Source organism: Sorangium sp. So ce281 (genome assembly GCF_051527395.1).
GTDB classification, from domain to species: domain Bacteria; phylum Myxococcota_A; class Polyangia; order Polyangiales; family Polyangiaceae; genus Sorangium; species Sorangium cellulosum_B.
This window is the reverse complement of record NZ_CP150322.1, coordinates 10,176,750-10,197,629: the sequence shown is the minus strand read 5'-3', so window position 1 is coordinate 10,197,629 and position 20,880 is coordinate 10,176,750. Positions and strand designations below refer to the sequence as shown.

Sequence of the window (20,880 nt, the reverse complement as noted above, 5' to 3'; positions counted from 1 at the left end):
ACGGTGTCGCCGCCTGACCTCGAGCCCCGGTGGGAGGTGATTTGTCTGTTTTCAGGGCTCCTTCTCTCAAAAAAAACAACCACGCGCCCCGGACGCGCGCAACCAGCGCTCATAGACACGAGTACACGGCCTCGATCAGCGCCGGCCACCGCGGGTCGCCGCCCTCGCCGCTCGCGATCGTCTGGTTCGGCGTGTAGCCGAACCCGAGCCCCGCGTCGGGGTCGGCGAAGCCGAGCGCCCCGCCCGCGCCGGGGTGGCCGAAGGTCCGCGGGCCGCGCCCGAAGGGGCGCAGGGCGCTCGGCAGCATGAACCCGAGCGAGAACCGGCTCTCCGCGAGGAGGACGGCGTCGAGCCCTGCCGATCGCTCCACCAGCGCGGCCTCGATCGCCTCCGGCGACAGCACGCGCGCGGCGCCGGCGAGCGCGCCGCCGTTCGCGAGCGCGCCGTACATCCGCGCGAGCGCGCGCGCGTTCGCGTGGCCGTTCAGCGCGGGGATCTCCGCGCGCCGGGCGCGGGCGGTGTTGACGAGGCCCGGCGTCACGAGGTCGCGCGGCCTGGTGAAGGCCATCGAGGTGAGCGACGCCGGGTCGCGGAAGCTCGCGCCGAACGCGCCGCCCAGGCCTTTCGCGCTCGCGATGGTCGGCGGCACCTCGGCGACCCGCCCGTCGTGCTCGGCGCCCGTGCCGATGTGGAAGTCCAGGCCGAGCGGGCCCGCGACGGCCTCCCGGAGGAACGCGCCCACGCGCTGACCGCTCGCGCGCCGGATCACCTCGCCCACGAGGAAGCCGAACGTCACGGCGTGGTAGCCGTGCCGGGCGCCCGGCTCCCAGAACGGCGCCTCCGCGGCGAGGGCGGCGGTCATGGCCTGCCAGTCGTAGAGCGCGCCCTCCTCCGGCTCGGCGCGGAGCGCCGGCAGGCCGGCGCTGTGGTCGAGCAGCTGGGCCACGAGGACGCGCCCCTTGCCGGCCGCGCCGAACTCCGGCCAGGCGGCGGCGACCGGCGCGTCCACGTCGAGCGCGCGCCGCTCCGCGAGCGCGTGGGCGCACAGCGCCACGGCGCCCTTCGTCGCCGAGAAGACGTTCACGATCGTGTCGCCGCGCCACGGCGCCGTCCTCGCCGCGTCCCGGAAGCCGGCCCAGAGGTCGACGACCACGCGGCCGCGCACGGCAACGCACACCGCGGCCCCGAGCTCGGGAAACCGCTCGAAATTCGAGGCGAACGCCGCGCGCACGGGCGCGAACGCCGGGTCGCAGGAGCCATGGATCGCGAGGTGCATCGCTCGTCCCTTCGTCCCTTCCTCGGGGCCGCTCGGCCCGGGTGCGCGGGCGAGCCGCCCGGCCCTTCGCGCCCGACCCCGACGATACGCAACCCATGTTGCGCAACCTTGGTTGATGAATAGGGCCGCCGCCCGCGGCCGTCAACGTCATTTGCGCAACCTCGGTTGCGGGTTACACGCTCCGGCCGTGAAGCCTGCGCGCCCGGACGAGGACCTCGTGCTGCTCTTCGCCGCCATCGCGGCCGCGACCAGCGACGAGGTGATGCGCCGCGTGGAGCGGGCCGGCCACGGCGATCTCCGGCCGAGCCATGGATACGTGTTCCAGCACCTCATCCCGGGGCCGGTGAAGGTGAGGGAGCTCGCGGAGCGGCTCGGCATCACGGCGCAGGGCGCCTCGAAGGCGGTGGCGGAGCTGGAGGAGCTCGGCTACGTGCGCCGGCGCGTCGCCGAGGACGACCAGCGCAACCGGCTCGTGGAGCTCACCGACCGCGGGTGGGCGGCGGTCGAGGCGGGGCGCGCCGCGCGCGCCGCGGTGAACAGGCGGCTCCGCGCGCTGCTCGGCGAGGAGCAGGCCGGCGCGCTGCTCGCGTCGCTCCAGCGCATCGCGGAGCGCACGGGAGGGCTCGAGCTCCTGTCCTCGCGCCGGCTCCGCCAGCCATAGCCCGCCCGGGTCCGAGCCGGCGGCTGCGCGGCCGGGTCGAGGGCCGACGCGTCGAGGTGCAGCGCGCGTCTCAGTCGCCTGGCGCGGCGGGCGCGAGGAGCGAGGTGTCGACGCGCAGCACGCGGGCCGTGAAGGGCCCCAGGCGTGACGCCTGCGTGCGCATGGCCACGGTGAGCTCCGTGCCGAACGCGGAGACATCGACGAGCGGGTGGCGCTGGTACACATCGCTGAAATGGCTCTCGCCTGCGATCGCGGGGAGCGGCAGCGTCACCGCGACCTCCGGCGCCCCTCCTTCGGCAGGCACGCGCACGAGGCGCAGCTCGCCGCGGCTCTCGTCCGCCGCGATGTTTCCGACGCACGTCGGCTGCAGGTCGATGTCCTGCACCTCGTAGGCGATCGTCCAGTCGATGTGGCTGATCAGGAACGCGATCCACACGTCGCCATCGCTCGTGCGCGCGGCCGCGAAGGCCGACCATTCGAGCCCGGAGGTCACCTCGTGGCAGTCGGCCGGGCAGTCCGGCCACGCGGGGTCGCCGAAGCCGCGCTGGCAGCTGTACGACGGCGTCGCTGTGCCGGGGATCGTTACCTCGTCGACGCCGTCGCCCTCGCCGGCGCTCTCCAGCCGCAGCCCGTCGGGGTGCTGCACGACCGCCGCGAAGCGCGGAATCGTCGCTTGACCGGCGGGCTTCGGCGGCGGGATGGGCTCGTAACGGACCGGCGAGCCCGAGGGGACCGGAGCGCCAAGGCTCCGCTCCTCGGCGCCGTCGAGCACCTGGAGCTGCCAGCTGTCGGAGCCCGCCTGGACCATGCCGAACGAAAGCGGCGCGTCGTCGGGCGCGAGGGCGAAGCGGGGCCAACCGCTGTCGGCCAGCCGGCTCGCCGGCGCGACGTCCCAGGCGCCGCCGGGCGTGCGCGTCGCGTGCTCGATGACCTCCGGCGCGTCCGTGAGGATCCAGATGTGCGGTTCGCCCCGGGAGTCCATCGCGACATCGAGGACCGGCACGTATTTGTCGTCGCGATCGAACACCATCTGCTTCTCGGTCGCGCTGCCGGCGAGCGGCAGGAACACGACACCGCCGGGATAGCTGTTGGGGCCGCCGTCCGTCTCATCCACCGCGGCATACGCCCTTCCGTCCGGCGAGAGCGCCACGCTCACGCTACTGCTCTGCACGTCGAAGTCGCGTTGCGTCGCCCCCTCGTCGTCGAGCTCGAACAGCCGCGTCGGGGCGTTGCTGCTCGTCACGAGGTACGTCGCTCCCGCCGCCGGAACGGCCCGCACCCCGCCCGCTGCGAAGTCATAACCGGTGCACGTCACCTCCACGTCGAGCGTGATCGCGCAAGGCGCGTCCGCGGGACAGGCATCGTCATGGTCGCCCCGCTGCGAATCACACGTCTCCGGGGCGCCGCCGGCGCCGCCTTGACCGCCGGCGCCGCCTTGACCGCCGGCGCCGCCTTGACCGCCGGCGCCGCCTTGACCGCCGGCGCCGCCGGCCCCTCCTGTGCCCGCTGGCACACTGGTGCTGCCCTGGCACCCGAGCGTCAGCGACAGGCCGGCGAGCATGCCGATCCCGAGGATTCGAAGGATATGGTTGGGCAATTCCCTGCTCATGAGCGCTCGCCTCCCAGCGATGCGCTGCCACTCAGCACCAAATGTGCCAGTCGAGCTCCTTCGCAAAAGCCCCGGTTACGCTCGATGACCTGTGCCGTTCTGTGTCGAAATGCTCGTGTGTTCGCTGCTCCCGTTGCAGGCGCGGGCCCGACGACCACGCGCCTGCTGCGAGCTCGGAGCGCCTCAGAGATTCATGCCGCCCGACGCCTCGATGCGCTGGCCGTTGATCCACTGGCCCTCGGGCGCGAGCAGCACGGCGACCGCGCCGCCGATGTCGTCGGGGAGGCCGACCCGGCCGAGGGCGGTCTGGGCGGCGATCATCTTGTTCAGCTCGGCGTTGTCGCGCACGACGCCGCCCCCGAAGTCGGTCTCGATCGCGCCGGGCGCCAGCGTGTTCACCGCGATCTTCCGCGGCCCGAGCTCCTTCGCCAGGTAGCGGGTGAGCACCTCCACCCCGCCCTTCATCGCGGCGTAGGCGGCGTAGCCCGGGAAGCTGAACCGCGTGAGCCCCGACGAGACATTGAGGATCCGCCCGCCGTCCGCGATGAGCGGAAGGAGCTTCTGCGTGAGGAAGAACGTGCCCTTGAAGTGGACGTTCATGAGCGCGTCGAACTGCTCCTCGGTCGTCTCGGCGAAGCTCGCGTGGCCGCCCATGCCGGCGTTGTTCACCAGGTAATCGAAGCGATCGCGCCCGAAGCGACCGGCGAGCTCCGCCTTCACCGCGGCGGCGAACCCGTCGAATCCGCGGGTGCTCCCCAGATCGAGCGCGATGGCCGCCGCCTTCCTCCCCTTGGCCTCGATCTGCTTCACCACATCTGCCGCCTCGGCCGCGGCGCCGCGGTAGGTGATGATGACGTCCACGCCGCGATCCGCGAGGTGGAGCGCCATGCTCTTTCCCAGCCCGCGGCTCCCGCCGGTGACGAGGGCGACGGGGCTGCGCTTGGATGTGCTCATGGTCGGGTCCTTTCGATGGCGACGCGGCTGCTCGCCGCTGTCCGTGGCGGCTGCGCGCCGCGCCTGCGACTGTGAATAGCGATCCGATCCCGGTTGCGGAAGGCCCGGGGCCCCGACACACTGTTTCGCCAGTCGAAACAATGACCGTCGATGTCGGATCGCTGAAGATCTTCGTGAAGGTGGCGGAGCTCGGCAGCTTCACGCGCGCTGGCGAGCACCTCGGCATGCCCAAGGCGCGCGTCTCGCTGCGGCTGAAGGCCCTGGAGGCCGAGCTCGGCACCCGGCTCCTCCAGCGCTCGACGCGCGTCGTGCGCCTCACGCCGGACGGGGAGGAGCTCCTCCCGCGGGCGCGGCGCCTCGCGCTCGAGGCCGACGAGCTCGGCGCGATGTTCCAGGCCGCGCGGGGCCTGCGCGGGCGGGTGCGGATCGATCTGCCGGTGAACTTCGCGCGCGACGTCATCATCCCGCGCCTGCCCGAGCTGCTCGCGCGCCACCCCGAGCTCGAGGTGCTCCTCAGCACGACCGATCGGCGCGTCGAGCCGCTCCGCGAGGGCTTCGACTGCGTCCTGCGCGTCGGCGCCCCGGGGGGCGACGGGCTCGTCGGCCGCAGGCTCGGCGTCCTGCGCATGATGAACTGCGCGAGCCCGTCCTACCTGCGCCAGTACGGTACGCCTCGCCGGCTCGAGGATCTCGATCGGCACCTCCTCGTGCATTACTCGACGACGCTCGGCGCCGACGCGCCGTCGTTCGAGTACCCCCACGACGGCGGCTACCGCGAGCGGCCGATGCGCAGCGTGGTGACGGTCAACAGCGCTGACGCCTATTTCGCCGCGTGCCTGGCGGGCCTCGGCATCATCCAGGCGCCGCGCGCCGGGAAGCTCCCCAGCATCACCGCGGGCGAGCTCGTCGAGGTCTTGCCCTCCCTCACCTGCGCGCCGATGCCCGTCTCGCTCCTCCACACGCACGGTCGAAGCGTGCCGCGCCGCGTGCGCGCGGTGATGAGCTGGCTCGTCGAGGTGCTCTCTCCGCACCTCGAGGCGCTCGACCGCTAGAGCGGCGGTCACCCGCTTCGGATACGGGCCCATCTCGACGTTTTCGGTGCTCAGCGCACATGAGTGCGCTTCCGCGCCGAAAACGCCGATCTGGACCCGTCTCCTGTGCGGGTGACCGCCGCTCTGCGACGCTCGTATCGGGGGCGGGCGGGAACCGCTCTAACCCACGCGCCCCGGGGCGATCCGGAGCCGATCGAACTCCGCCACGAAGCCCTCGCCGAGCGGGCTGCACGCATAGAGGCCGCACTCCACCTCGCGCGCGCCGTCGTCCTCGTGCAGGTGGGCCATGCGGATCTGGGTCCATGCCGCGCCGTCGTCCGAGCTGTCGACGAGGTAATCCGGGCCCTCCCGCCGGACGCGCAGCCAGATCTCGCGGCGATCCGAGGGAAATGGCTGGGTCGACCAGTCGCTGTAGCCCGCGTTCGTCACCACCGCGCCGAGCCGGCTCGGGCCGTCCGGCTCGAACTCGACCGACGTCTTCAGCCAGCACGACGCCGCGATCCGCACCATGAGCCCTGCCTGGTCGTACCGGTGCGCCGGCCGGAACCGCACATGGCATGTCATCACGAAGTCGCCGCCGGCGCGGGTGAAGAGGAAAGGCCCGTTGTCGTTGCGAAAGCCGTAGTGCGTCCGCTGCCAGTAGTCCGTCTTCGCGGCGGGCTCGACGACGAGCACGCCCCTCTCCGGCTCCACCGCCCAGCGCGCCGGCGGGTTGCGCCACGTGAGCCGCGGGTCGATTCCAGGGTTGGTAAAGTCCTCTTCCAGAAGCTGTCCTGTCATGACGCAGACCTCCGAGCGCCGCACCCGCGCGCGGGCGAGCGGCGGGAGGCTACCACGGGGCGCGCCGCGTCCGGGGGCGCCCCGCTGCGATCGGCCGCGCCGCTCACGCCGAGGGCTCGCGCGGGCCGAGCACCGCGTCGTAGAGCTGGTCGAGATCGAAGGGTTTGGCGAGGAACCGCGCGAGCCCGAGCTCCGCGGCCAGCGCCGAGACGTCCACCGCCGCGCTCACGAGCACCACGCGCACCGCCGGATCGACCCGCGCGAGGATCGCCTTCGCGCAAACGCTGGGAGAGAGCCCCGGCATGAAGTAGTCGCACAGCACCGCCCGCAGCCCGTCGCGCTCGCGCTCGAGGAGCGGGAGCGCCCCGGCGCAGTCGGCGACCTGGAGGCACTGGAGCCCCCACCCGTTCAGGCTGAGGGCGACGAGCTCCCGGAAATCGGGGTCATCGTCGATGACCAGCACGCGGTTTCGCAGCATGTTCCCTCTGCCAGCTAGCGCCTTAGTTCCAGCGAAAAGACCATGAGGTCACCGGGCCTCCGCTCGATCCAGAACCTCGCGCCGTGGAGCCGGGCGATCCCCTGGACGAGGTGGAGGCCGATGCCCGTGCTGCGCGGCTCGTCACGCCGCCCCTCGAACGCGACGACGGCGAAGGGCTCCAGCAGCTTTTCGAGGTCCTCCGGGAGATCCTTCCCGCCCCGGACCTCGATCGTGATGAGCACGCGCGCGGCGGCGCCGGCGTCGATCGTGACGAGCACCGGATCGCGCTCCAGCGCGACGGACACGGCCTGGACGAGCAGGCTCCAGAGCGCGTGCTCGATGAGCTCCGGATCGCCCAGGAGGTGCGCGTCTCCCCCGGGCACCAGGCGAATGCTGTGATCCTTGGCCACGAGCTCGAACTCTCCGATCACGCGGCGGGCGAGCTCCTCGACGTCGATCGCCTCGGGCTTGAAGGGGAGCTCGCCTCCGGAGATGCGCGCCGACCACAGGAGATCCTGGACCAGGCGGCCGAGGCGCGTCGCCTGGCGATCGATGATCGCGAGGGCGCGCTCGCGGATGGCCGCGTCGTTCCGGTGGGCGAGCGCGACCTGAGAGAACCCCTTCATGGTGGTGAGCGGCGTCTTCAGCTCGTGCGCGGCGACGGCGAGGAACCGGTCGCGATCCTTGTCGCGCTCGGCGATGGCCTTGAAGCTCGTGTTCAGCGTGTGGGCGAGCACGGCGAGCTCGTCGTCCCCCCGGTCCCCGAGCGGCTCGTAGACGCCGCGCTCGCGGAAGCGCTGGACGGCGGTCACCATCCGGTGGATGCGCGGCGCGATCGCGCCGCGCACCGCGAGGCCGAAGAGCGACGCCGCCGTGATGCCCCCGAGGCCGACGGCCATGAAGACGAGGAGGATGCGCCGCCGGATGCGGTCGAACGCGTCGTAAGCGACCTCCATGTACCGCAGGTTGATCTTGTGCAGCTTGACGAGGGCGTCGCTGAGGTGCTCCACGTCGGCGCGCCGCACGTGCGGCGCGGCGGGCGCTGGGCCCCTGAGCCCGGTCGTGCTCTCGAGGTGCATCACGACAGCGGCGATGGTGTCCGCCGCCTCGCGCTCTTCCTCCAGGAGCACGAGCGCACCGGCCCGAGCGAGCGCGGCGCGGAGGTGAACGGCCTCCGGTAGGGTCGAGGTCGCCGTCAACCACTCGCGCTGGTACCGATCGATGAAGGAGCGGAGCCGCACCATCGGCTCCCGGACCTCCACCGAGACGTCCGACGGCGGGCGAGCGAGCAGGGCATAGAGGGCGTTCGAGGACTCGATGCCGCTGCTGATGACGACGAACGGCTGGAAGACATAGTGACGCAGATAGGCTGTCTCGATAGCCAGCCGCTTGAGCGCGACGATGGACATCGTGATGCCCAGGGCGGCCAGGATCAGCTGACTCATCACGAGCAAGGAAAGACGCCTTCCTATGGACATCCTCCCCGGAGGCCCGTTGCCCCCGCCGCTCGGAGGCGAGCCCGCGTGCTGAGCACGTTGAGACCACCGGGGCATCGGCCACCTCCTCGGTGTCACCGTGGAAGCAAGGGGGGCACCACGACAAGGCCGGAGCGACCCTGGCGATCGCCCCCACCCGCTCGTTCGCTATTGAGGCCGCCCCTGGGCGATCCAGCTCTCGACGAGCTGGATCTCCTCGGGCCCGACCGCGGGCAGCCCGAGCGGCATCCCGCGCACCGCCGGCGCCGCGCGGCCCGACTCCTCCGCCTGCCGCGCCAGCAGCGCGGCGACGAGGCGAGGGGCGCCGTCGGGCCCGCGCGAGAACACGCTCCGCCGCTCGCCCTGATCGTCGACGTAGCCCGCGGCGATCCCCTCGTACGTGGCGAGGTTCAGCCCGCGCGGCTTGAACCCGAAGCCGCCCGTGTTCCCGGGCCCGCCGTCGCCGAGCGCGTAATCCGGCTCGGAGTGGCAGTGCCTGCACGTGACGCGGAACACCCGGCGATCCACCTCGGCGTAGGTCACCCGCCGCGTCAGCAGCGGCAGCCGCTCGGGCGCGCTCGCCGGCGCCCGCGGCGACAGCTCCGCCGTCACGACGAAGGCCGCGATGTCCCGCGCCTCGGCGGGCGACATCGGCACCTGGGGCATCGGTGTGCCCGCCTTGATCGCCGCGGGGTCGAGCACCCACGCGGCGAGATCGGCGGGCTCCATCCGGTCGCGCGCGTGCCTCAGATCCGGCGCCAGGGCGATCGCGGCCCGCGTCTCCTTCTCCATCGCCTTCACGGGCGCGACCGCCGTCACCCCGGCCGCCCCGGAGAAGGCGTGGCACGTCCCGCACCCCTTGGCCTCGTAGAGCTCGCGCCCCCGCGCGGCGCTCGCGCCCTCCAGCGGCGCGCTCGGACGTTCGCGCCCCTCGCGGCGATCGCGGCGATCGCGCGTGAGGTACGCTGCGATATCGCTCGCCTGCTCGGGCCCGATCGCGAGCCACGGCATCGTCGCGTGCAGGCGCGGGCGCACGTCGTGCGGCGACAGCAAGAAGGCGCGGATCCAGTCGCGGCGCAGCCTGTCGCCGGCGGCGGCGAGCGACGGCACGTCGCGCAGCTGCACGAGGTTCTCGTTCCACCGCTTCATCGCCGCGGCCGGCGCCTGGAACCGCCCCGCCGCGATGTCCTGGTGGCACTGGACGCAGTGGGCGTCGCGCGCCGCGGGCGCCTGCCCGGTCCCGTCGTGGCAGCGGTTGCACTGGAGCTCCGCGACGAGCCGCTCCCCGCGCGCCGGATCGCCGGCCGGCGCCGCGGCCACGGCGGCCGGAGCGGCCGGAGCGGCGCCCTGGTCGCTCGCGCGCGGCGCCGCGGCAGGGGCCGGTCCCCGCGCGTCCTCGGAGGTGCACCCCGCGGCGCCCGAGGCGAGCGCCGCGAGCAGGGCGAGCAGCGGACGGGCGCGCATCGGCGTCAGCTCTGCGGACCGACCGCGCCGACCGCGCCGGTCGTCCGGCAGAGCGCCTTGTTCTGCGCCATCATCTCGCACCGGGTGGCCGCGGCGTCGTGCCCCGCGTTGTCCCCCGAGAGCGCGCGCAGCCGCGCCAGCGTCGCGTACGCCTCGGGGCTCGTCAGGAGGTCCTTCTCCGCCAGATCGCCGAGCAGCTTGAGCGCCTCGCCGCGGTGCTCGGGCGCCCTGGCGAGCGCCTCGCCCAGGTCCGTCTGGAGCGCCGGATCGTTCTTCCGCTGCTCGTTCAGCCGGCGCAGCGCGCGGACCGACCAGTCGATGTTCCCCTTGCGCTCCTCGGCCGACGCCCCGCCCCACGTCTCGAGCAGCTCGCGCGGCAGCTCCGGTCCGACCTGCAGCGCCCCGCCCGCGCGCGCGGTGGCCACCGCGAGGACGCGGAAGGCCCGGTTGATCAGCGGGTCCTTGTCATAGGAAATCCGCCGGATCTCGGGGAACATCCGGATCACGCTCCCCGCCGCCGCGGTGAACCGGCCGTCGTGAAGCGCTTGTTCGGCCTGGGCGATCCCCATCACGCGGTGGTCGATCGCGGGCATGATCTCGACTCCACCGCAGGCCGATGCGTCCGCCGAAGGGACGAGGGCGGACGCGATGAGAGCACAAAAAAGCGTGAATCGAACGGCGGGACCATTCATGGAAGGACCTCCTCGGGAAGGCTGCGCTGGCGCGCTCCGTCGCTCATCGGGCGCTGCCGATCGACTGTGACAACGCTCGAGGAAAAAATGTTGCTCCGCCGATCGCGATCTCGAGGGGAGGCGCGCCGCGCTTCCGCAGATGAGAGCGCCCGGGTGATCAAAGGTGCGCCGGTGCGATGCGGTGGTTGCCTTGGTGCGCGGCCCGGTGTCCAATGCGGGCCTTCCAAGGAGATCCGCCATGTTGAAGAAGCGGCGCGTCGCGATCGCGGTCCTGCTGGCCCTCGCCAGCGCGCTCGCGGGGTGTAACAGCAGCAAGAAGGCCGACTGCGCGAGCCCCGAGGTGTTCTGCGTGGGCCTCGTCACCGACATGGGCAAGATCGACGACAAGTCGTTCAACCAGTCGGCCTGGGAGGCGATCCAGCGGGCGCAGAAGGAGCTCGGCGCCACGACGCAGTACATCGAGACGACGGATCCGAAGGACTACCCCAAGAACATCGCGACGTTCGCCGAGGAGCGGTACGACGTGGTCGTCACGTCGGGCTTCGGGCTCACGGAGGCGACGCGCGCCGCGGCGGATCAGTTCAGCGGCGTCAAGTTCATCGGCATCGACCAGTTCCAGATCGCGAACAAGCCGAACGTCGTGGGCCTGGTCTTCCCCGAGGACCACGGCGGCTTCCTCGTCGGCGCGCTGGCCGCGATGATGACCAAGACGGGGAAGATCGGCGCCGTGCTCGCCACCGACGCCGTCCCGCCCGTGTGGCGCTTCGGTGAGGGCTTCCGCGCGGGGGCGCGCCACGTCAAGCCCGACATCGAGCTCAGCGTCGTCTACCACAACGACGTCGGCTTCGATAAGACGTTTACCGATCCCGAGTGGGGGAAGACGACCGCCGTCTCGATGATCGACAAGGGGGTCGATATCGTCTTCGGCGGCGGCGGCAAGACGGGCAACGGCGCGCTGCTCGGCGCGGCCACGAAGGGCGTTTACGCCATCGGCGTCGACACCGACCAGTACTTCACGGTGCCCGAGGCCCAGAAGGTCCTCCTCTCCAGCGCCGTCAAGCTCATCTCCGACGGCACCTTCGACCTCATCAAGTCGGCCAAGGAGGGGAAGCTGCCGTCGGGGAACTTCCAGGGCAAGTCAGGGTATGCGCCGTATCACGATCTCGACGCCAAGGTCCCCGCCGAGGTGAAGGCGAAGATGGAGGAGCTCCGGAAAGGGCTCCTCGACGGGACGCTCAAGACGGCGGTGCCGCCGGCCAAGGGGCCGTGATCGCCCTGGGCCCCCGAGGATGCGAGAGAAGCTGATCCGGCGCTTCGCGCCGCTGCTCCGGCGCCTCCGGCCGCTGCTCCTGCCGGCCCTCTCGGTGTTCACCGCGATGGTCCTGGGCGGCGTCCTCATCGCCGTGGCCGGGGGCAACCCGCTCGAGGCCTACGCCGGCATGCTCGAGGGCGCGCTCGGGTCGCCGCGGGCGGTGAGCGAGACGCTCGTGTGGGCGACGCCGTACATCCTGGCCGGCCTGTCGGTCTCGCTGGCGCTCAAGGGCGGGCTCTTCAACATCGGCGCGGAGGGGCAGCTCGCGCTCGGGGCGCTCTCCGCGGCCTGGGCGGGCCACTGGCTGCCGCAGCTCGTGGGCGGCCTGCCCGCGGCGCTGCACGTCCCCGTGACGCTGCTGCTCGGCGCGCTCGCGGGCGGGCTGTGGGCCGCGGTGCCCGGCTGGATCAAGGCGCGCGCCGGGGGACACGAGGTGATCAGCACGATCATGCTCAACTACGTCGCCCTCAACGCGGTCAGCTTCCTCTTGAACGGCCCGATGAAGGATCCCGAGGCGTCCAACGTGCTCTCCCGGACGCCGCTCATCGACGAGAGCGCGTGGGTCCCCGCGCTCGTGGACGGCTTCCGGCTGCACTGGGGCTTCCCGCTCGCCCTGCTCGCGGCGGCGCTCGTCGGGTGGGCGCTCCGGCGGACGACGTTCGGCTTCGAGATCCGGACGGCGGGGCAGAGCCCGGACGCCGCGCGCTACGCCGGCGTGCGGGTGAGCCGCACCGTGATCGCGACCATGGCGCTCTCGGGCGCCCTCGCCGGGCTGGCCGGCGCCATCGAGGTGAGCGCGCTGCACCACCGGCACGAGCTCGGGTTCTCGCAGGGATACGGCTTCGACGCGATCGCCATCGCCCTGCTCGGCAAGGCGCACCCCGGCGGGACGGTGCTCGCGGCCCTCTTGTTCAGCGTGATGCGCAGCGGCGCGACCCGGATGCAGTACCTGACGCAGGTGCCGATCGACGTGATCTCCGTCATCCAGGCGCTGATCCTGCTCTTCGTCGCGGCGGACGCCCTGGTCCGGCGCATCTACCGCGTCCGGGGCGAGCGCGAGCGGCTCGTGCTCACGCGCGGGTGGGGCGGTTAGCGCGCCGGCGCGGGTGAGGAGCCGGAGCGGGGAACGGGAGCAGGGAAGGACGAAGATGGGCTATCGACGCTACGCATTCATCGCGGTGGTCGTGGGCGTGCTGGTCCTCGTCGTGACGCTGGTCGGCGCGTCGCAGGTGCCGCCGCTGACGATCGTGGCCAGCATGGCGGCCACGACGCTCGCCGTCGCCACCCCGCTCACCCTGGGCGCCCTCTCGGGCGTCTTCTGCGAGCGCTCCGGGGTCGTCAACCTCGGCATCGAGGGCATGATGCTCGCGGCGGCGTTCTCGGGCTGGTTCGGGTCGATCTACGCGAGCGCGATCCTGGGCCTCCCGCCGCTGCCGAGCCTGCTGATCGGCGTCGTGATCGCGGTCGCCACGGGCGCCGCGCTGGGGCTCCTGCTGGCGGCGCTTGCGGTGACCTTCTCGGTGGACCAGATCCTCGCGGGGACGGTGATCAACTTGCTCGCCGTGGGGCTCACCGGCTTCTTCAACCGCCAGCTCTTCTTCGGGTCGGGCAGCGTGTTCGGCGGGCAGGTGCCTCACGCGCCGGGCGTCCTTCCGCGCCTCGGCGTCCCGCTGCTCGCGGACATCCCGGTCGTGGGCCCCGTGTTCGAGCAGCAGCCCATCGCCGTCGCCGCCGTCGCGCTGGTCGCGCTGACGCACCTCGTGCTCTTCCGCACGCGGTGGGGCCTGCGCGCGCGGGCCGTTGGCGAGCACCCCCGCGCGGCCGCGACGGTCGGGATCGACGTGGCCCGCGTGCGCTACGTGAACGTCGTGATCGGCGGCGCGATCGCCGGGCTCGGCGGGGCGTATTTCACGCTGGAGTCGGTGCCGTCCTTCGAGCCGCTGATGACGAACGGGCGCGGCTTCATCTCCCTCGCGGCGATGATCTTCGGCGACTGGACGCCGTTCGGCTCGTGGGCCGCGGCGCTCGTCTTCGGCGCGGCGCAGGCGTTCCAGATCAACCTGCAGCTCTTCCGCGACCAGATCCCGCCGTCGTGGTCGTTCCTGCAGCAATCGTCGGTCGTCGGGCTGGTGCCGTACCTGCTGACGCTGCTGCTCCTGACCGGCGTCATCGGCAAGACCACGCCGCCGGCCGCCGACGGCCTGCCGTACGAGCGGGAGGGGCGGCGGTGACGGCCGTCCTCGAGGCCCGGGGGATCACCAGGCGGTTCTCCGGCGTCCTGGCGAACGACAAGGTCGATCTCGACCTCCGAAAGGGCGAGATCCACGCCCTGCTCGGGGAGAACGGCGCCGGCAAATCGACCCTGATGAACATCCTCTACGGGCTCTTGCGCCCCGACGAGGGGTCGCTCCTCCGGAGCGGGCGCCCGGTCGCGCTGCGCTCGCCGAGCGACGCGATCGCGCTCGGGATCGGCATGGTGCACCAGCATTTCATGCTGATCCCGGTGTTCACGGTCGCCGAGAACATCGTGCTCGGCGCGGAGCCCGTGCGCGGCGCCCTGCTCGACCGCCGGCGCGCGAGCGCCGAGGTCCGCGAGCTCTCGGCGCGCCACGGGCTGGACGTCGATCCCGACGCCCGGGTGGAGGACCTCCCGGTCGGCGTGCAGCAGCGGGTGGAGATCCTCAAGGCTCTTTACCGGAAGGCGGAGATCCTGATCCTCGACGAGCCCACGGCCGTGCTCACGCCCCAGGAGGCGGACGAGCTGTTCCGCGTGCTGCGGGGGCTGACGGCGCGGGGGGTCTCGGTGCTGTTCATCACGCACAAGCTCAGGGAGGTGCTCGCGGTCGCGGACCGGGTGACGGTCATGCGCGCGGGGCGCGTGGTGGGCGCCGCGATCCCGGCGGAGACGGACGAGCGCGGCCTGGCGGCGATGATGGTGGGCCGCGAGGTGGCGCTCCAGGTGAGCAAGGCCCCGGCGAGCCCCAAGGACGTCGTGCTCGACGTGCAGCGCCTCGGCGTCGCGGGCCGCCGCGGATCCGGCGGCGACGTGGTGCGCGAGGTGAGCTTCTCGGTGCGCGCCGGCGAGATCCTGGGGATCGCCGGCGTGCAGGGCAACGGCCAGACCGAGCTCTGCGAGGCCATCACCGGCCTCTCGCCGCCCCGCGCCGGGCGCGTGCTCCTCCGGGGCCGCGACGTCACCGGCGCGCTGCCCCGCGCCCTGATCGAGCGCGGCGTCTCGCACGTGCCCGAGGACCGCCAGCGCCACGGGCTCGTGCTCTCGTACGCGATCGCGGACAACCTCGTGCTGTGCACTTACTACAAGGCTCCATTCGCCGTGCGCGGCGTGCTCCGCGACGACGCCCGCGAGGAGAACGCGAGGCGGTTGATAAAGACCTTTGACATCCGCGCGCCCGGGCCGGAGACGCCCGTCTCCGCGCTGTCGGGCGGCAACCAGCAGAAGGTGATCCTCGCCCGGGAGATGAGCCGCCCCGTGGAGCTGCTCGTGGCCAGCCAGCCGACCCGGGGCGTGGACGTCGGGTCGATCGAGCACATCCACCGCGAGATCGTGGCGGCGCGCGACGCGGGGGCGGCGGTGCTGCTCGTGTCGGCGGAGCTCGACGAGATCCTGGCGCTGTCGGACAGGATCGCGGTCATGTACCGGGGCGAGATCGTGGCGACGCGGGGCGCGGGCGCGGTATCGCGGACGGAGCTCGGGATGCTGATGGCCGGGGTGCTCCCCGGCGAGGAGGCCCCGCCGCCCGCCGCGGAGGAGGTCGACGCATGAGGGGGCGCGCGCTGCGCGCGCTGGCCGTGGCGGGGCCGCTTGCGGCGGCGGCCGCGGCCTCGTTCGCGCCGCCGTCCGCCGCCGCGCCGACGCTGGAGCAGTACCGGTATTTCCGGGCGCTCTCCCTCGACCTGAAGGGGCGGCTCCCGACGCGCGAGGAGCTCGCCGAGCTCGAGTCGCCGGGCTTCGATCTGGACGCCTGGATAGAGCGCCACCTCGACGGCCCGGGGTATGCCGAGCGGCTCACGCGCATCTACATGGATGTCCTGCGGCTGGAGCTCGGCCCTGCGGGGCTGTTCACGCCGTCCGCGACGACGCTCCGCCGGGTGGAGGTGCTCGGCCCGGAGGGCAAGCCGCTCTACGTCCATTACCGCATCAACCAGCGCCGCCTGAACCCGGTGATCGACGGCGAGTTCTGCTTCTCCGACGCCGAGAGCGGGCTCCGGGTGGCGGCCTACGCGCCCGTCACGGGGACGCCCGCCCGCATCTCCCAGAAGCTGCTCGACGAGCGGACGACGCTCGTGCGCCCCTACTGGCTTTACCGGGATTACCTCTCCGTCGTCCCGACGCAGCGTTATGGCGACGGGTGGAAGGACCCGGACAGCGCCTATGTCCCGCTGCCGCAGCTCCTTGTCGAGCCGGACGGCAAGACGCCGACCGTCGAGGTCCGGGTCTGCAAGGAGGAGGCGCAGACCGCCGAGGTCGGCCACCTCTACGCGAGCGACATCCCCCCGCCGCCGAAGGGAGCTCCGCCGCCGCCGGGCCGCGCGCGCCCGCCGGTGCGCGAGGATCGTTATGCGAAGGCGCACCGGGGCGAGCCGATCTCGTGCCGGAGCGCGCTCGCGCCCGTGATGAGCGTCGACTGCGGCTGCGGCATCGGCCTCGAGCATTGCTTGCCCGCCGACAGCGCGGGCAGGGATCCGCGCGCCTTCGCGCTGCCGGCGAGTACCCCGCTCGGCATCGAGGATCCCATCGGCTCCGCGCCGCACACGATCACCGGCTGGAACAAGTTCTGGTGGTCGCAGGAGGCGATTCATCTCATCCATCACGTCTTCGCGGCGGATCGTGATTTCCGGGAGATCCTCACCGGTCGTTCTACGTTCATCAACGGCCCGCTCGCGCAGTTTTACCGGTCGAGCGCGCCCGCGGCGTGCTGCTCGCTGCACCCGTCGTTCGGGATGCGCGAGGACGAGGCGCCCCTGTTCTTGCCGGGCGCGGTGCCGCCGGTCGTCGCGCCGCACGACGTCTCGGCCTGGACGTTCATCCCCGATCGCGGGCCGCGCGCGGCGGGGATCCTCACGACGCCGGTGTTCCTCACGAAGTATTCCTCGCGGCGCGCGCGGGCGGCGGCGCTCTACAGCGCGTTCCTGTGCAAGAGCTTCACGGCCGAGCACGCGGAGCTCCCGCCGTCGGAGGAGCCCGATCTCATGGTCCGGCCGGGCTGCTCGAGCTGTCATGCGACGCTGGAGCCGCTCGCGGCGTATTTCACGCGGGTCGAGGAGACGACGTGGACCTATCTGCCCGCCGAGCGGTTCCCGATCGAGAACCCGGTGTGCAAGCTGAACGCGGAGGGGAAGACGGGGCAATCGTGCGAGCGCTTCTACGACCCCGTGTTCTCGAGCCGGGAGCGCGGCGTGCTGCGGGGCGCCTATGCCTCGGCGGATCACGCCGAGCGCGGCCCGGCGGGCGCCGCGGCCGATATCACGCGTTTGCCGGAGTTCGCGTCGTGCGCCGTCGAGCGCGTCACCGAGTCGTTCCTGGGGCGGCCGCTGCGCGAGGAGGACGAGGCGCTGCTCGGCGCGCTGCGCGAGCGGTTCGTGTCGCGCGGCTACCGGATGCGGCCGCTGGTCGAGGCGATCGTCCGCTCGCCGGCGTATGCGCGCGCGAGCAACGTGCGGCCTGCGCTGGAGCGGGGCGGGGCGGCGCGGGGCGGCGGCGCGGTGAAGGGCGGAGCGGGGGAGCGGGGCGGCGCGGCGCGCGGCGAGGGAGCGCGGTGATGCAGGGCCGGGGGAGGGCGCCCGGCAGGACGGGGGCGTTCGCCCTCGCTGCCGCGGCCTCGGTGGCCGCGCTGGCCGGCGCGTGCGGCCCGCCGGAGGCGATCGCGCCGCGGCCTGCCGCGCCGCTCCGGGAGACGGGGCGCGTCGCGCAGAGCCGGGCTCCGAAGGAGGATCTGCGGCTCATCCCGGCCGAGGCGTACCTGAGGACCTATCTCCGGCTCTTCGGCGGCCTCGCGCCCGCCGAGGTCGAGCGCCGCGCGCGGGGGGGCGACAAGGCGGCGCTGTTCGACACCTGGGGCGACTACCTCGCGGCGCTCGGGCTCCCCGATCACGGCCTGGATCTCCCGCGCGCCACGCAGACCAACGCGCTCATGCTGGCGGCGTTCGAGCGGCTCGGGATCGCGCTCTGCGACCGCGCACTGGAGCACGATCTCAAGGCAAAGGAGCGCGTCCCCATCGAGCGGCGGCTGATCTTCGCGTTCGATCTGCCCGCGCAGGACCCGGACGAGGCGGCGTTCGCCCCGCGCTTCGACGTGCTGCACCGGACGTTCCTGAGCTACCCGGCGCGGCTCGGGCCGCCGGATCGGCAGGGGAAGTTCTTCGCGCTGTACGAGGGGACGGTCGCGCGGCACCGCGCGAAGGGCGCGGCGAAATCGCGGTTCTCGCCGGAGGAGGCGGGGTGGGCGGCCGTCTGTTACGGGCTCGTCCGGCACCCGGAGTTCCATCTGTATTAGGGGTACTATCAGCGGGCCCACGGCGCGGCCGGCGTCGCGCGTGGCTCCGGCCGCGCCGGCCGTCACCTACTCGTCCTCGCACTCCTTGACGTGAAACAAAGCGGAGACGAGCAGCGCGGGATGGCCGTCGAGGGCCCGCTGCAGCTCGCAATCGCCCGTCGAGAACTCCACCTCGCGCGGGTCGCTGCCGATCGTCGCCACGACGTGGCAAAAGCCATCGTAGAAATCCTCTCCTGCGTGCATCGTGACATTCGGTAGAGGCTCGCCGCCGTCATCCTCGCGCTTGACGAGCAATACAATTGAGCTGATCGGCGGGTCGTCGTCGCGCGCGCGGTCCAGGGACATCTCCGGCAAGGAGTCTTTCAGGTAGCACCCCGTCGACCACCTCTCCCCTGTTTTCACGAACCTCCGTCCATCATCGCCGGTATCGTAGCTCAGGGTTTCACCGTCGAGGGCGACGACCGCCTTCCCCGCGATGTCCGGATGGTTGGCGCACGCCATCGCTGGCAGCGACAGCACGGCCAGGAGCGTGAGCCGCGTGCTCGACATGGACATCGTCATCCGCCTCACGGGGTGTTCCACCAGATCTCGGAATAGGAACATACGATGTGCGGCTCGCGTCGCTCCAGGGTGCCAAGCACGGCAGCGACGCTCGGGGAGCAGGCGCCTGGCTCTTCCTCCACGAGCGTGGCGCGCATCGCGCTGAGCGGGAGGGGCGAGGTGACGTCCGCGCAGGCCGTCTCCCCGAGGCCGACAGGGAGCCCCGCGTCCATGCGTTCGCTGCATGCGCTGTCCCCATACAAGCCGACGTCGGCGACGCACCTGCCCCCCGCTGGGGGACCACACTCGCACGGAGCGCAGGCGCGGTTGTCGATCAGCTGTTCGAAGAACTCGTGTCGTGTCAGGCCACGCCTGCAGGTCCCCTCGCTGCTGGCCTGCATGCAGGGGATGAACCCCGGCGGGTCCTGCGCCGTGCTGCCGGCGCACACCCGGACGAACCTTGCAGGAACGGGCGGCGGCTCGAATGTCGCCGAGGGGGTGCACGGCGAGAGTGTCGGCGGCTCGTAGACGACGGACGCGAAATCGTCCGGCTGGACGGGCGACGGGAGCGCAGCGCACGTCCCATCCCATCCCGCTCCGGCGTCGAGCGCGATCGAGGTGCTTCCGCCTGGGCAGGTCATCGCGTTCACCATGACCGTGGAGGGCAGCCCGCACGCCGCCGGACCGCATTCGCACGCATCGCACGTGTCCGGCAGCCCTTCAGGCGCGTCAACCATCCAGCCTTCCCACTTCGGCGGCTGGCCGTCGATACAGGGAGGCGCATCGTCCTCCGCACCTACCCACATCCACAGCACTGGAGCCGAATCGGCAGGCGGAGGCAGCAGCGGCACAAACCACTCGTCTTCGCACGCGAGCAGCGTTATCGCGGAGACGAACAGCAACATCGGACGCCGCATCAGAAAGGCCTCCGTGCCAGCGTCGCCATGCTCACGCGCTGACGGTCCAAAGCGACATCGCCGACGCTCACCATCGAACGCGAACCTCCGCGCCGTGCGCCGTCACTCGAATCTGCGCGTCGTTCGGCAACCAGACGTACACGAGGGTGGCCGCGCCTGCTGCGGCCCCAGCGATCAACGCGCTGGTACCCAGGAGACGCATCAGCTTCTCGTGCGCGGCAGCATCGATCATCTCGTTGTAGTCGGGTTGAAATGCGGGGTCGACCGCGCCCATCACCCGTGCATGATGTCGAGCCGCCGTCGCCTCCTGCCCGTACCCCTGCGCGCTCTGCAAGCACACGGTGCCTGCCACCAAGAACCCGACCGAGGCCACCGCGCCCGTCGTGACGATCCGGAGGTCCGGCCCCGGCCGACCTGCGCCCTGCGGGGGCCCTTTTGGTGCCGCAGGCCCGGGCGCTCCAGGCCCGGAAGCCCGTTTCGGCGGTTGAGCGCGGTCCTCCGGCGCTTGTGCCGGCTTGTCGAACGTGAGCGGCACCTCCTTCGACTCGCCCGCCTCCACCTTCACACCCGCGCGCGCGACCTGCCCCTCCTGCCCGACGGCCATCACCTCGTGCTGGCCAGGCCTCACGTAGACGCGGCTGCCGTCCTTCACCCCCCGGCCGTTCACGAACATGCCCACGACGCCGGGCGGCGGCACGAGGACAACCTCGCCCACGCGGCGCCGGGCCCGGGCGAGGTCGGCGTGCCGGTGGTCATACAGGCGCCGCTCCACCTCCGTGCGCGGGGCCGGCATGTGCTCGACGCATTGCGAGAGCTCCACCACGGCCTCCTCCCAGCGGCCCATCCGCAGGTCGAGCTGCCCCATGTTGCACATAGCGACGTTGGACCGCTCGATATCGTACACCTCGCCCCACAGCTCCCGGGCTCGCGCGACGTCGAGCCGAGCCAGCGCCGCCCCGGCCTCGTGAATGAGCTCCTTGACGGCTCGCGAGCGCTTCAGAGGCGCCTCCGCGCGCGCGGGAGCAGCCGCGAGCAGCACGAGGAACAACACTGCCCACGACGGAAGCCAGGATGCTGATCGAGTACCTCGCACGCTCCACCTCGGGCGCGCCAACGTACGTGACCGCGCGCCAGCGTCACGTTCGCTCTCTACCA

The 20,880-nt window shown here is 72.2% G+C and carries 19 protein-coding genes; 8 read left to right on the top strand and 11 right to left on the bottom strand.

All coding sequences use genetic code 11. The features are described from left to right. Window positions 1-109: 109 nt before the first annotated feature. On the bottom strand, window positions 110-1,276 hold the full coding sequence (locus tag WMF27_RS38995; protein ID WP_437763827.1) for a serine hydrolase domain-containing protein: 1,167 nt from the start codon (window positions 1,274-1,276) through the stop codon (window positions 110-112). Between the two features lie 187 nt (window positions 1,277-1,463). Here WMF27_RS38995 and WMF27_RS38990 point away from each other — a divergent pair, with 187 nt between their 5' ends. Beyond that, a complete protein-coding gene (locus WMF27_RS38990) occupies window positions 1,464-1,937 on the top strand; it encodes a MarR family winged helix-turn-helix transcriptional regulator (RefSeq protein ID WP_437763828.1) in 474 nt (157 codons plus the stop codon). A gap of 70 nt (window positions 1,938-2,007) precedes the next feature. Here the strand turns inward: WMF27_RS38990 and WMF27_RS38985 are convergent, their stop codons facing one another. Both WMF27_RS38985 and WMF27_RS38980 read right to left on the bottom strand, forming a co-directional pair. Further along, window positions 2,008-3,546, bottom strand: coding sequence for a hypothetical protein (locus WMF27_RS38985; RefSeq protein ID WP_437763829.1), 1,539 nt, complete (start codon window positions 3,544-3,546; stop codon window positions 2,008-2,010). Between the two features lie 183 nt (window positions 3,547-3,729). Continuing rightward, window positions 3,730-4,500, bottom strand: coding sequence for an SDR family NAD(P)-dependent oxidoreductase (locus WMF27_RS38980; protein ID WP_437763830.1), 771 nt, complete (start codon window positions 4,498-4,500; stop codon window positions 3,730-3,732). Between the two features lie 140 nt (window positions 4,501-4,640). Here WMF27_RS38980 and WMF27_RS38975 point away from each other — a divergent pair, with 140 nt between their 5' ends. Then, window positions 4,641-5,552 carry a LysR family transcriptional regulator gene (locus tag WMF27_RS38975; protein WP_437763831.1) on the top strand — a complete coding sequence of 304 codons (912 nt, stop codon included), beginning with the start codon at window positions 4,641-4,643 and terminating at the stop codon, window positions 5,550-5,552. Window positions 5,553-5,711: 159 nt separating this feature from the next. On the opposite strand, the gene WMF27_RS38970 is transcribed toward WMF27_RS38975, so the two are convergent. The 5 genes from WMF27_RS38970 to WMF27_RS38950 form a co-directional block, all read right to left on the bottom strand. Continuing rightward, the gene (locus tag WMF27_RS38970) at window positions 5,712-6,332 is read right to left on the bottom strand and encodes a DUF1349 domain-containing protein (RefSeq protein WP_437763832.1); all 621 of its coding nucleotides are present in this window, start codon (window positions 6,330-6,332) and stop codon (window positions 5,712-5,714) included. 103 nt (window positions 6,333-6,435) lie between these two features. Further along, window positions 6,436-6,810, bottom strand: a complete 375-nt coding sequence (locus WMF27_RS38965) for a response regulator (RefSeq protein WP_437943424.1) — start codon at window positions 6,808-6,810, stop codon at window positions 6,436-6,438. A gap of 14 nt (window positions 6,811-6,824) precedes the next feature. Continuing rightward, the gene (locus WMF27_RS38960; protein ID WP_437944555.1) at window positions 6,825-8,255 is read right to left on the bottom strand and encodes a sensor histidine kinase; all 1,431 of its coding nucleotides are present in this window, start codon (window positions 8,253-8,255) and stop codon (window positions 6,825-6,827) included. A gap of 198 nt (window positions 8,256-8,453) precedes the next feature. Continuing rightward, on the bottom strand, window positions 8,454-9,749 hold the full coding sequence (locus WMF27_RS38955; RefSeq protein ID WP_437943423.1) for a c-type cytochrome: 1,296 nt from the start codon (window positions 9,747-9,749) through the stop codon (window positions 8,454-8,456). A 5-nt stretch (window positions 9,750-9,754) separates the two neighbouring features. Then, window positions 9,755-10,342, bottom strand: a complete 588-nt coding sequence (locus WMF27_RS38950) for a hypothetical protein (protein ID WP_437763835.1) — start codon at window positions 10,340-10,342, stop codon at window positions 9,755-9,757. 337 nt (window positions 10,343-10,679) lie between these two features. On the opposite strand from WMF27_RS38950, the gene WMF27_RS38945 reads away from it, so the two are divergent. From WMF27_RS38945 to WMF27_RS38920, 6 genes are read left to right on the top strand one after another with little or no spacing between them, the layout of a single operon-like run. After that, on the top strand, window positions 10,680-11,711 hold the full coding sequence (locus WMF27_RS38945; RefSeq protein WP_437943422.1) for a BMP family lipoprotein: 1,032 nt from the start codon (window positions 10,680-10,682) through the stop codon (window positions 11,709-11,711). 19 nt (window positions 11,712-11,730) lie between these two features. Then, window positions 11,731-12,846 (top strand): ABC transporter permease, encoded by a 1,116-nt coding sequence (locus WMF27_RS38940; protein WP_437943421.1) that lies wholly within the window; start codon window positions 11,731-11,733, stop codon window positions 12,844-12,846. Between the two features lie 55 nt (window positions 12,847-12,901). Continuing rightward, entirely contained in the window at window positions 12,902-13,984 is a 1,083-nt protein-coding gene (locus tag WMF27_RS38935) for an ABC transporter permease (protein WP_437763838.1), read from the top strand. Next, complete coding sequence (locus WMF27_RS38930) at window positions 13,981-15,537, top strand: ABC transporter ATP-binding protein (RefSeq protein WP_437943420.1); 1,557 nt, start codon at window positions 13,981-13,983, stop codon at window positions 15,535-15,537. The genes WMF27_RS38935 and WMF27_RS38930 overlap by 4 nt, the downstream gene beginning before the upstream one ends. Beyond that, entirely contained in the window at window positions 15,534-17,534 is a 2,001-nt protein-coding gene (locus tag WMF27_RS38925) for a DUF1585 domain-containing protein (RefSeq protein WP_437763840.1), read from the top strand. Before WMF27_RS38930 ends, WMF27_RS38925 begins: the two co-directional genes overlap by 4 nt. Next, window positions 17,534-18,268, top strand: coding sequence for a hypothetical protein (locus WMF27_RS38920; RefSeq protein ID WP_437763841.1), 735 nt, complete (start codon window positions 17,534-17,536; stop codon window positions 18,266-18,268). The genes WMF27_RS38925 and WMF27_RS38920 overlap by 1 nt, the downstream gene beginning before the upstream one ends. 66 nt (window positions 18,269-18,334) lie before the next feature. Here the strand turns inward: WMF27_RS38920 and WMF27_RS38915 are convergent, their stop codons facing one another. The 3 genes from WMF27_RS38915 to WMF27_RS38905 all read right to left on the bottom strand — a co-directional run bounded on the left by WMF27_RS38915 (window position 18,335) and on the right by WMF27_RS38905 (window position 20,776). Further along, a complete protein-coding gene (locus tag WMF27_RS38915) occupies window positions 18,335-18,823 on the bottom strand; it encodes a hypothetical protein (RefSeq protein ID WP_437763842.1) in 489 nt (162 codons plus the stop codon). An 11-nt stretch (window positions 18,824-18,834) separates the two neighbouring features. After that, entirely contained in the window at window positions 18,835-19,545 is a 711-nt protein-coding gene (locus WMF27_RS38910) for a hypothetical protein (RefSeq protein WP_437763843.1), read from the bottom strand. Between the two features lie 247 nt (window positions 19,546-19,792). Continuing rightward, entirely contained in the window at window positions 19,793-20,776 is a 984-nt protein-coding gene (locus WMF27_RS38905; protein ID WP_437763844.1) for a hypothetical protein, read from the bottom strand. Window positions 20,777-20,880 lie beyond the last annotated feature (104 nt).

Bases quoted from the DNA above. Each gene is read 5' to 3' on its own strand.
- WMF27_RS38980 (WP_437763830.1), bottom strand. From the start codon at position 4,500: ATGAGCACATCCAAGCGCAGCCCCGTCGCCCTCGTCACCGGCGGGAGC.
- WMF27_RS38985 (WP_437763829.1), bottom strand. From the start codon at position 3,546: ATGAGCAGGGAATTGCCCAACCATATCCTTCGAATCCTCGGGATCGGC.
- WMF27_RS38965 (WP_437943424.1), bottom strand. From the start codon at position 6,810: ATGCTGCGAAACCGCGTGCTGGTCATCGACGATGACCCCGATTTCCGG.
- WMF27_RS38935 (WP_437763838.1), top strand. From the start codon at position 12,902: ATGGGCTATCGACGCTACGCATTCATCGCGGTGGTCGTGGGCGTGCTG.
- WMF27_RS38920 (WP_437763841.1), top strand. From the start codon at position 17,534: ATGCAGGGCCGGGGGAGGGCGCCCGGCAGGACGGGGGCGTTCGCCCTC.
- WMF27_RS38925 (WP_437763840.1), top strand. From the start codon at position 15,534: ATGAGGGGGCGCGCGCTGCGCGCGCTGGCCGTGGCGGGGCCGCTTGCG.
- WMF27_RS38950 (WP_437763835.1), bottom strand. From the start codon at position 10,342: ATGCCCGCGATCGACCACCGCGTGATGGGGATCGCCCAGGCCGAACAA.
- WMF27_RS38910 (WP_437763843.1), bottom strand. From the start codon at position 19,545: ATGGTTGACGCGCCTGAAGGGCTGCCGGACACGTGCGATGCGTGCGAA.
- WMF27_RS38940 (WP_437943421.1), top strand. From the start codon at position 11,731: ATGCGAGAGAAGCTGATCCGGCGCTTCGCGCCGCTGCTCCGGCGCCTC.
- WMF27_RS38975 (WP_437763831.1), top strand. From the start codon at position 4,641: ATGACCGTCGATGTCGGATCGCTGAAGATCTTCGTGAAGGTGGCGGAG.
- WMF27_RS38955 (WP_437943423.1), bottom strand. From the start codon at position 9,749: ATGCGCGCCCGTCCGCTGCTCGCCCTGCTCGCGGCGCTCGCCTCGGGC.
- WMF27_RS38960 (WP_437944555.1), bottom strand. From the start codon at position 8,255: ATGAGTCAGCTGATCCTGGCCGCCCTGGGCATCACGATGTCCATCGTC.
- WMF27_RS38915 (WP_437763842.1), bottom strand. From the start codon at position 18,823: ATGTCCATGTCGAGCACGCGGCTCACGCTCCTGGCCGTGCTGTCGCTG.
- WMF27_RS38995 (WP_437763827.1), bottom strand. From the start codon at position 1,276: ATGCACCTCGCGATCCATGGCTCCTGCGACCCGGCGTTCGCGCCCGTG.
- WMF27_RS38970 (WP_437763832.1), bottom strand. From the start codon at position 6,332: ATGACAGGACAGCTTCTGGAAGAGGACTTTACCAACCCTGGAATCGAC.
- WMF27_RS38945 (WP_437943422.1), top strand. From the start codon at position 10,680: ATGTTGAAGAAGCGGCGCGTCGCGATCGCGGTCCTGCTGGCCCTCGCC.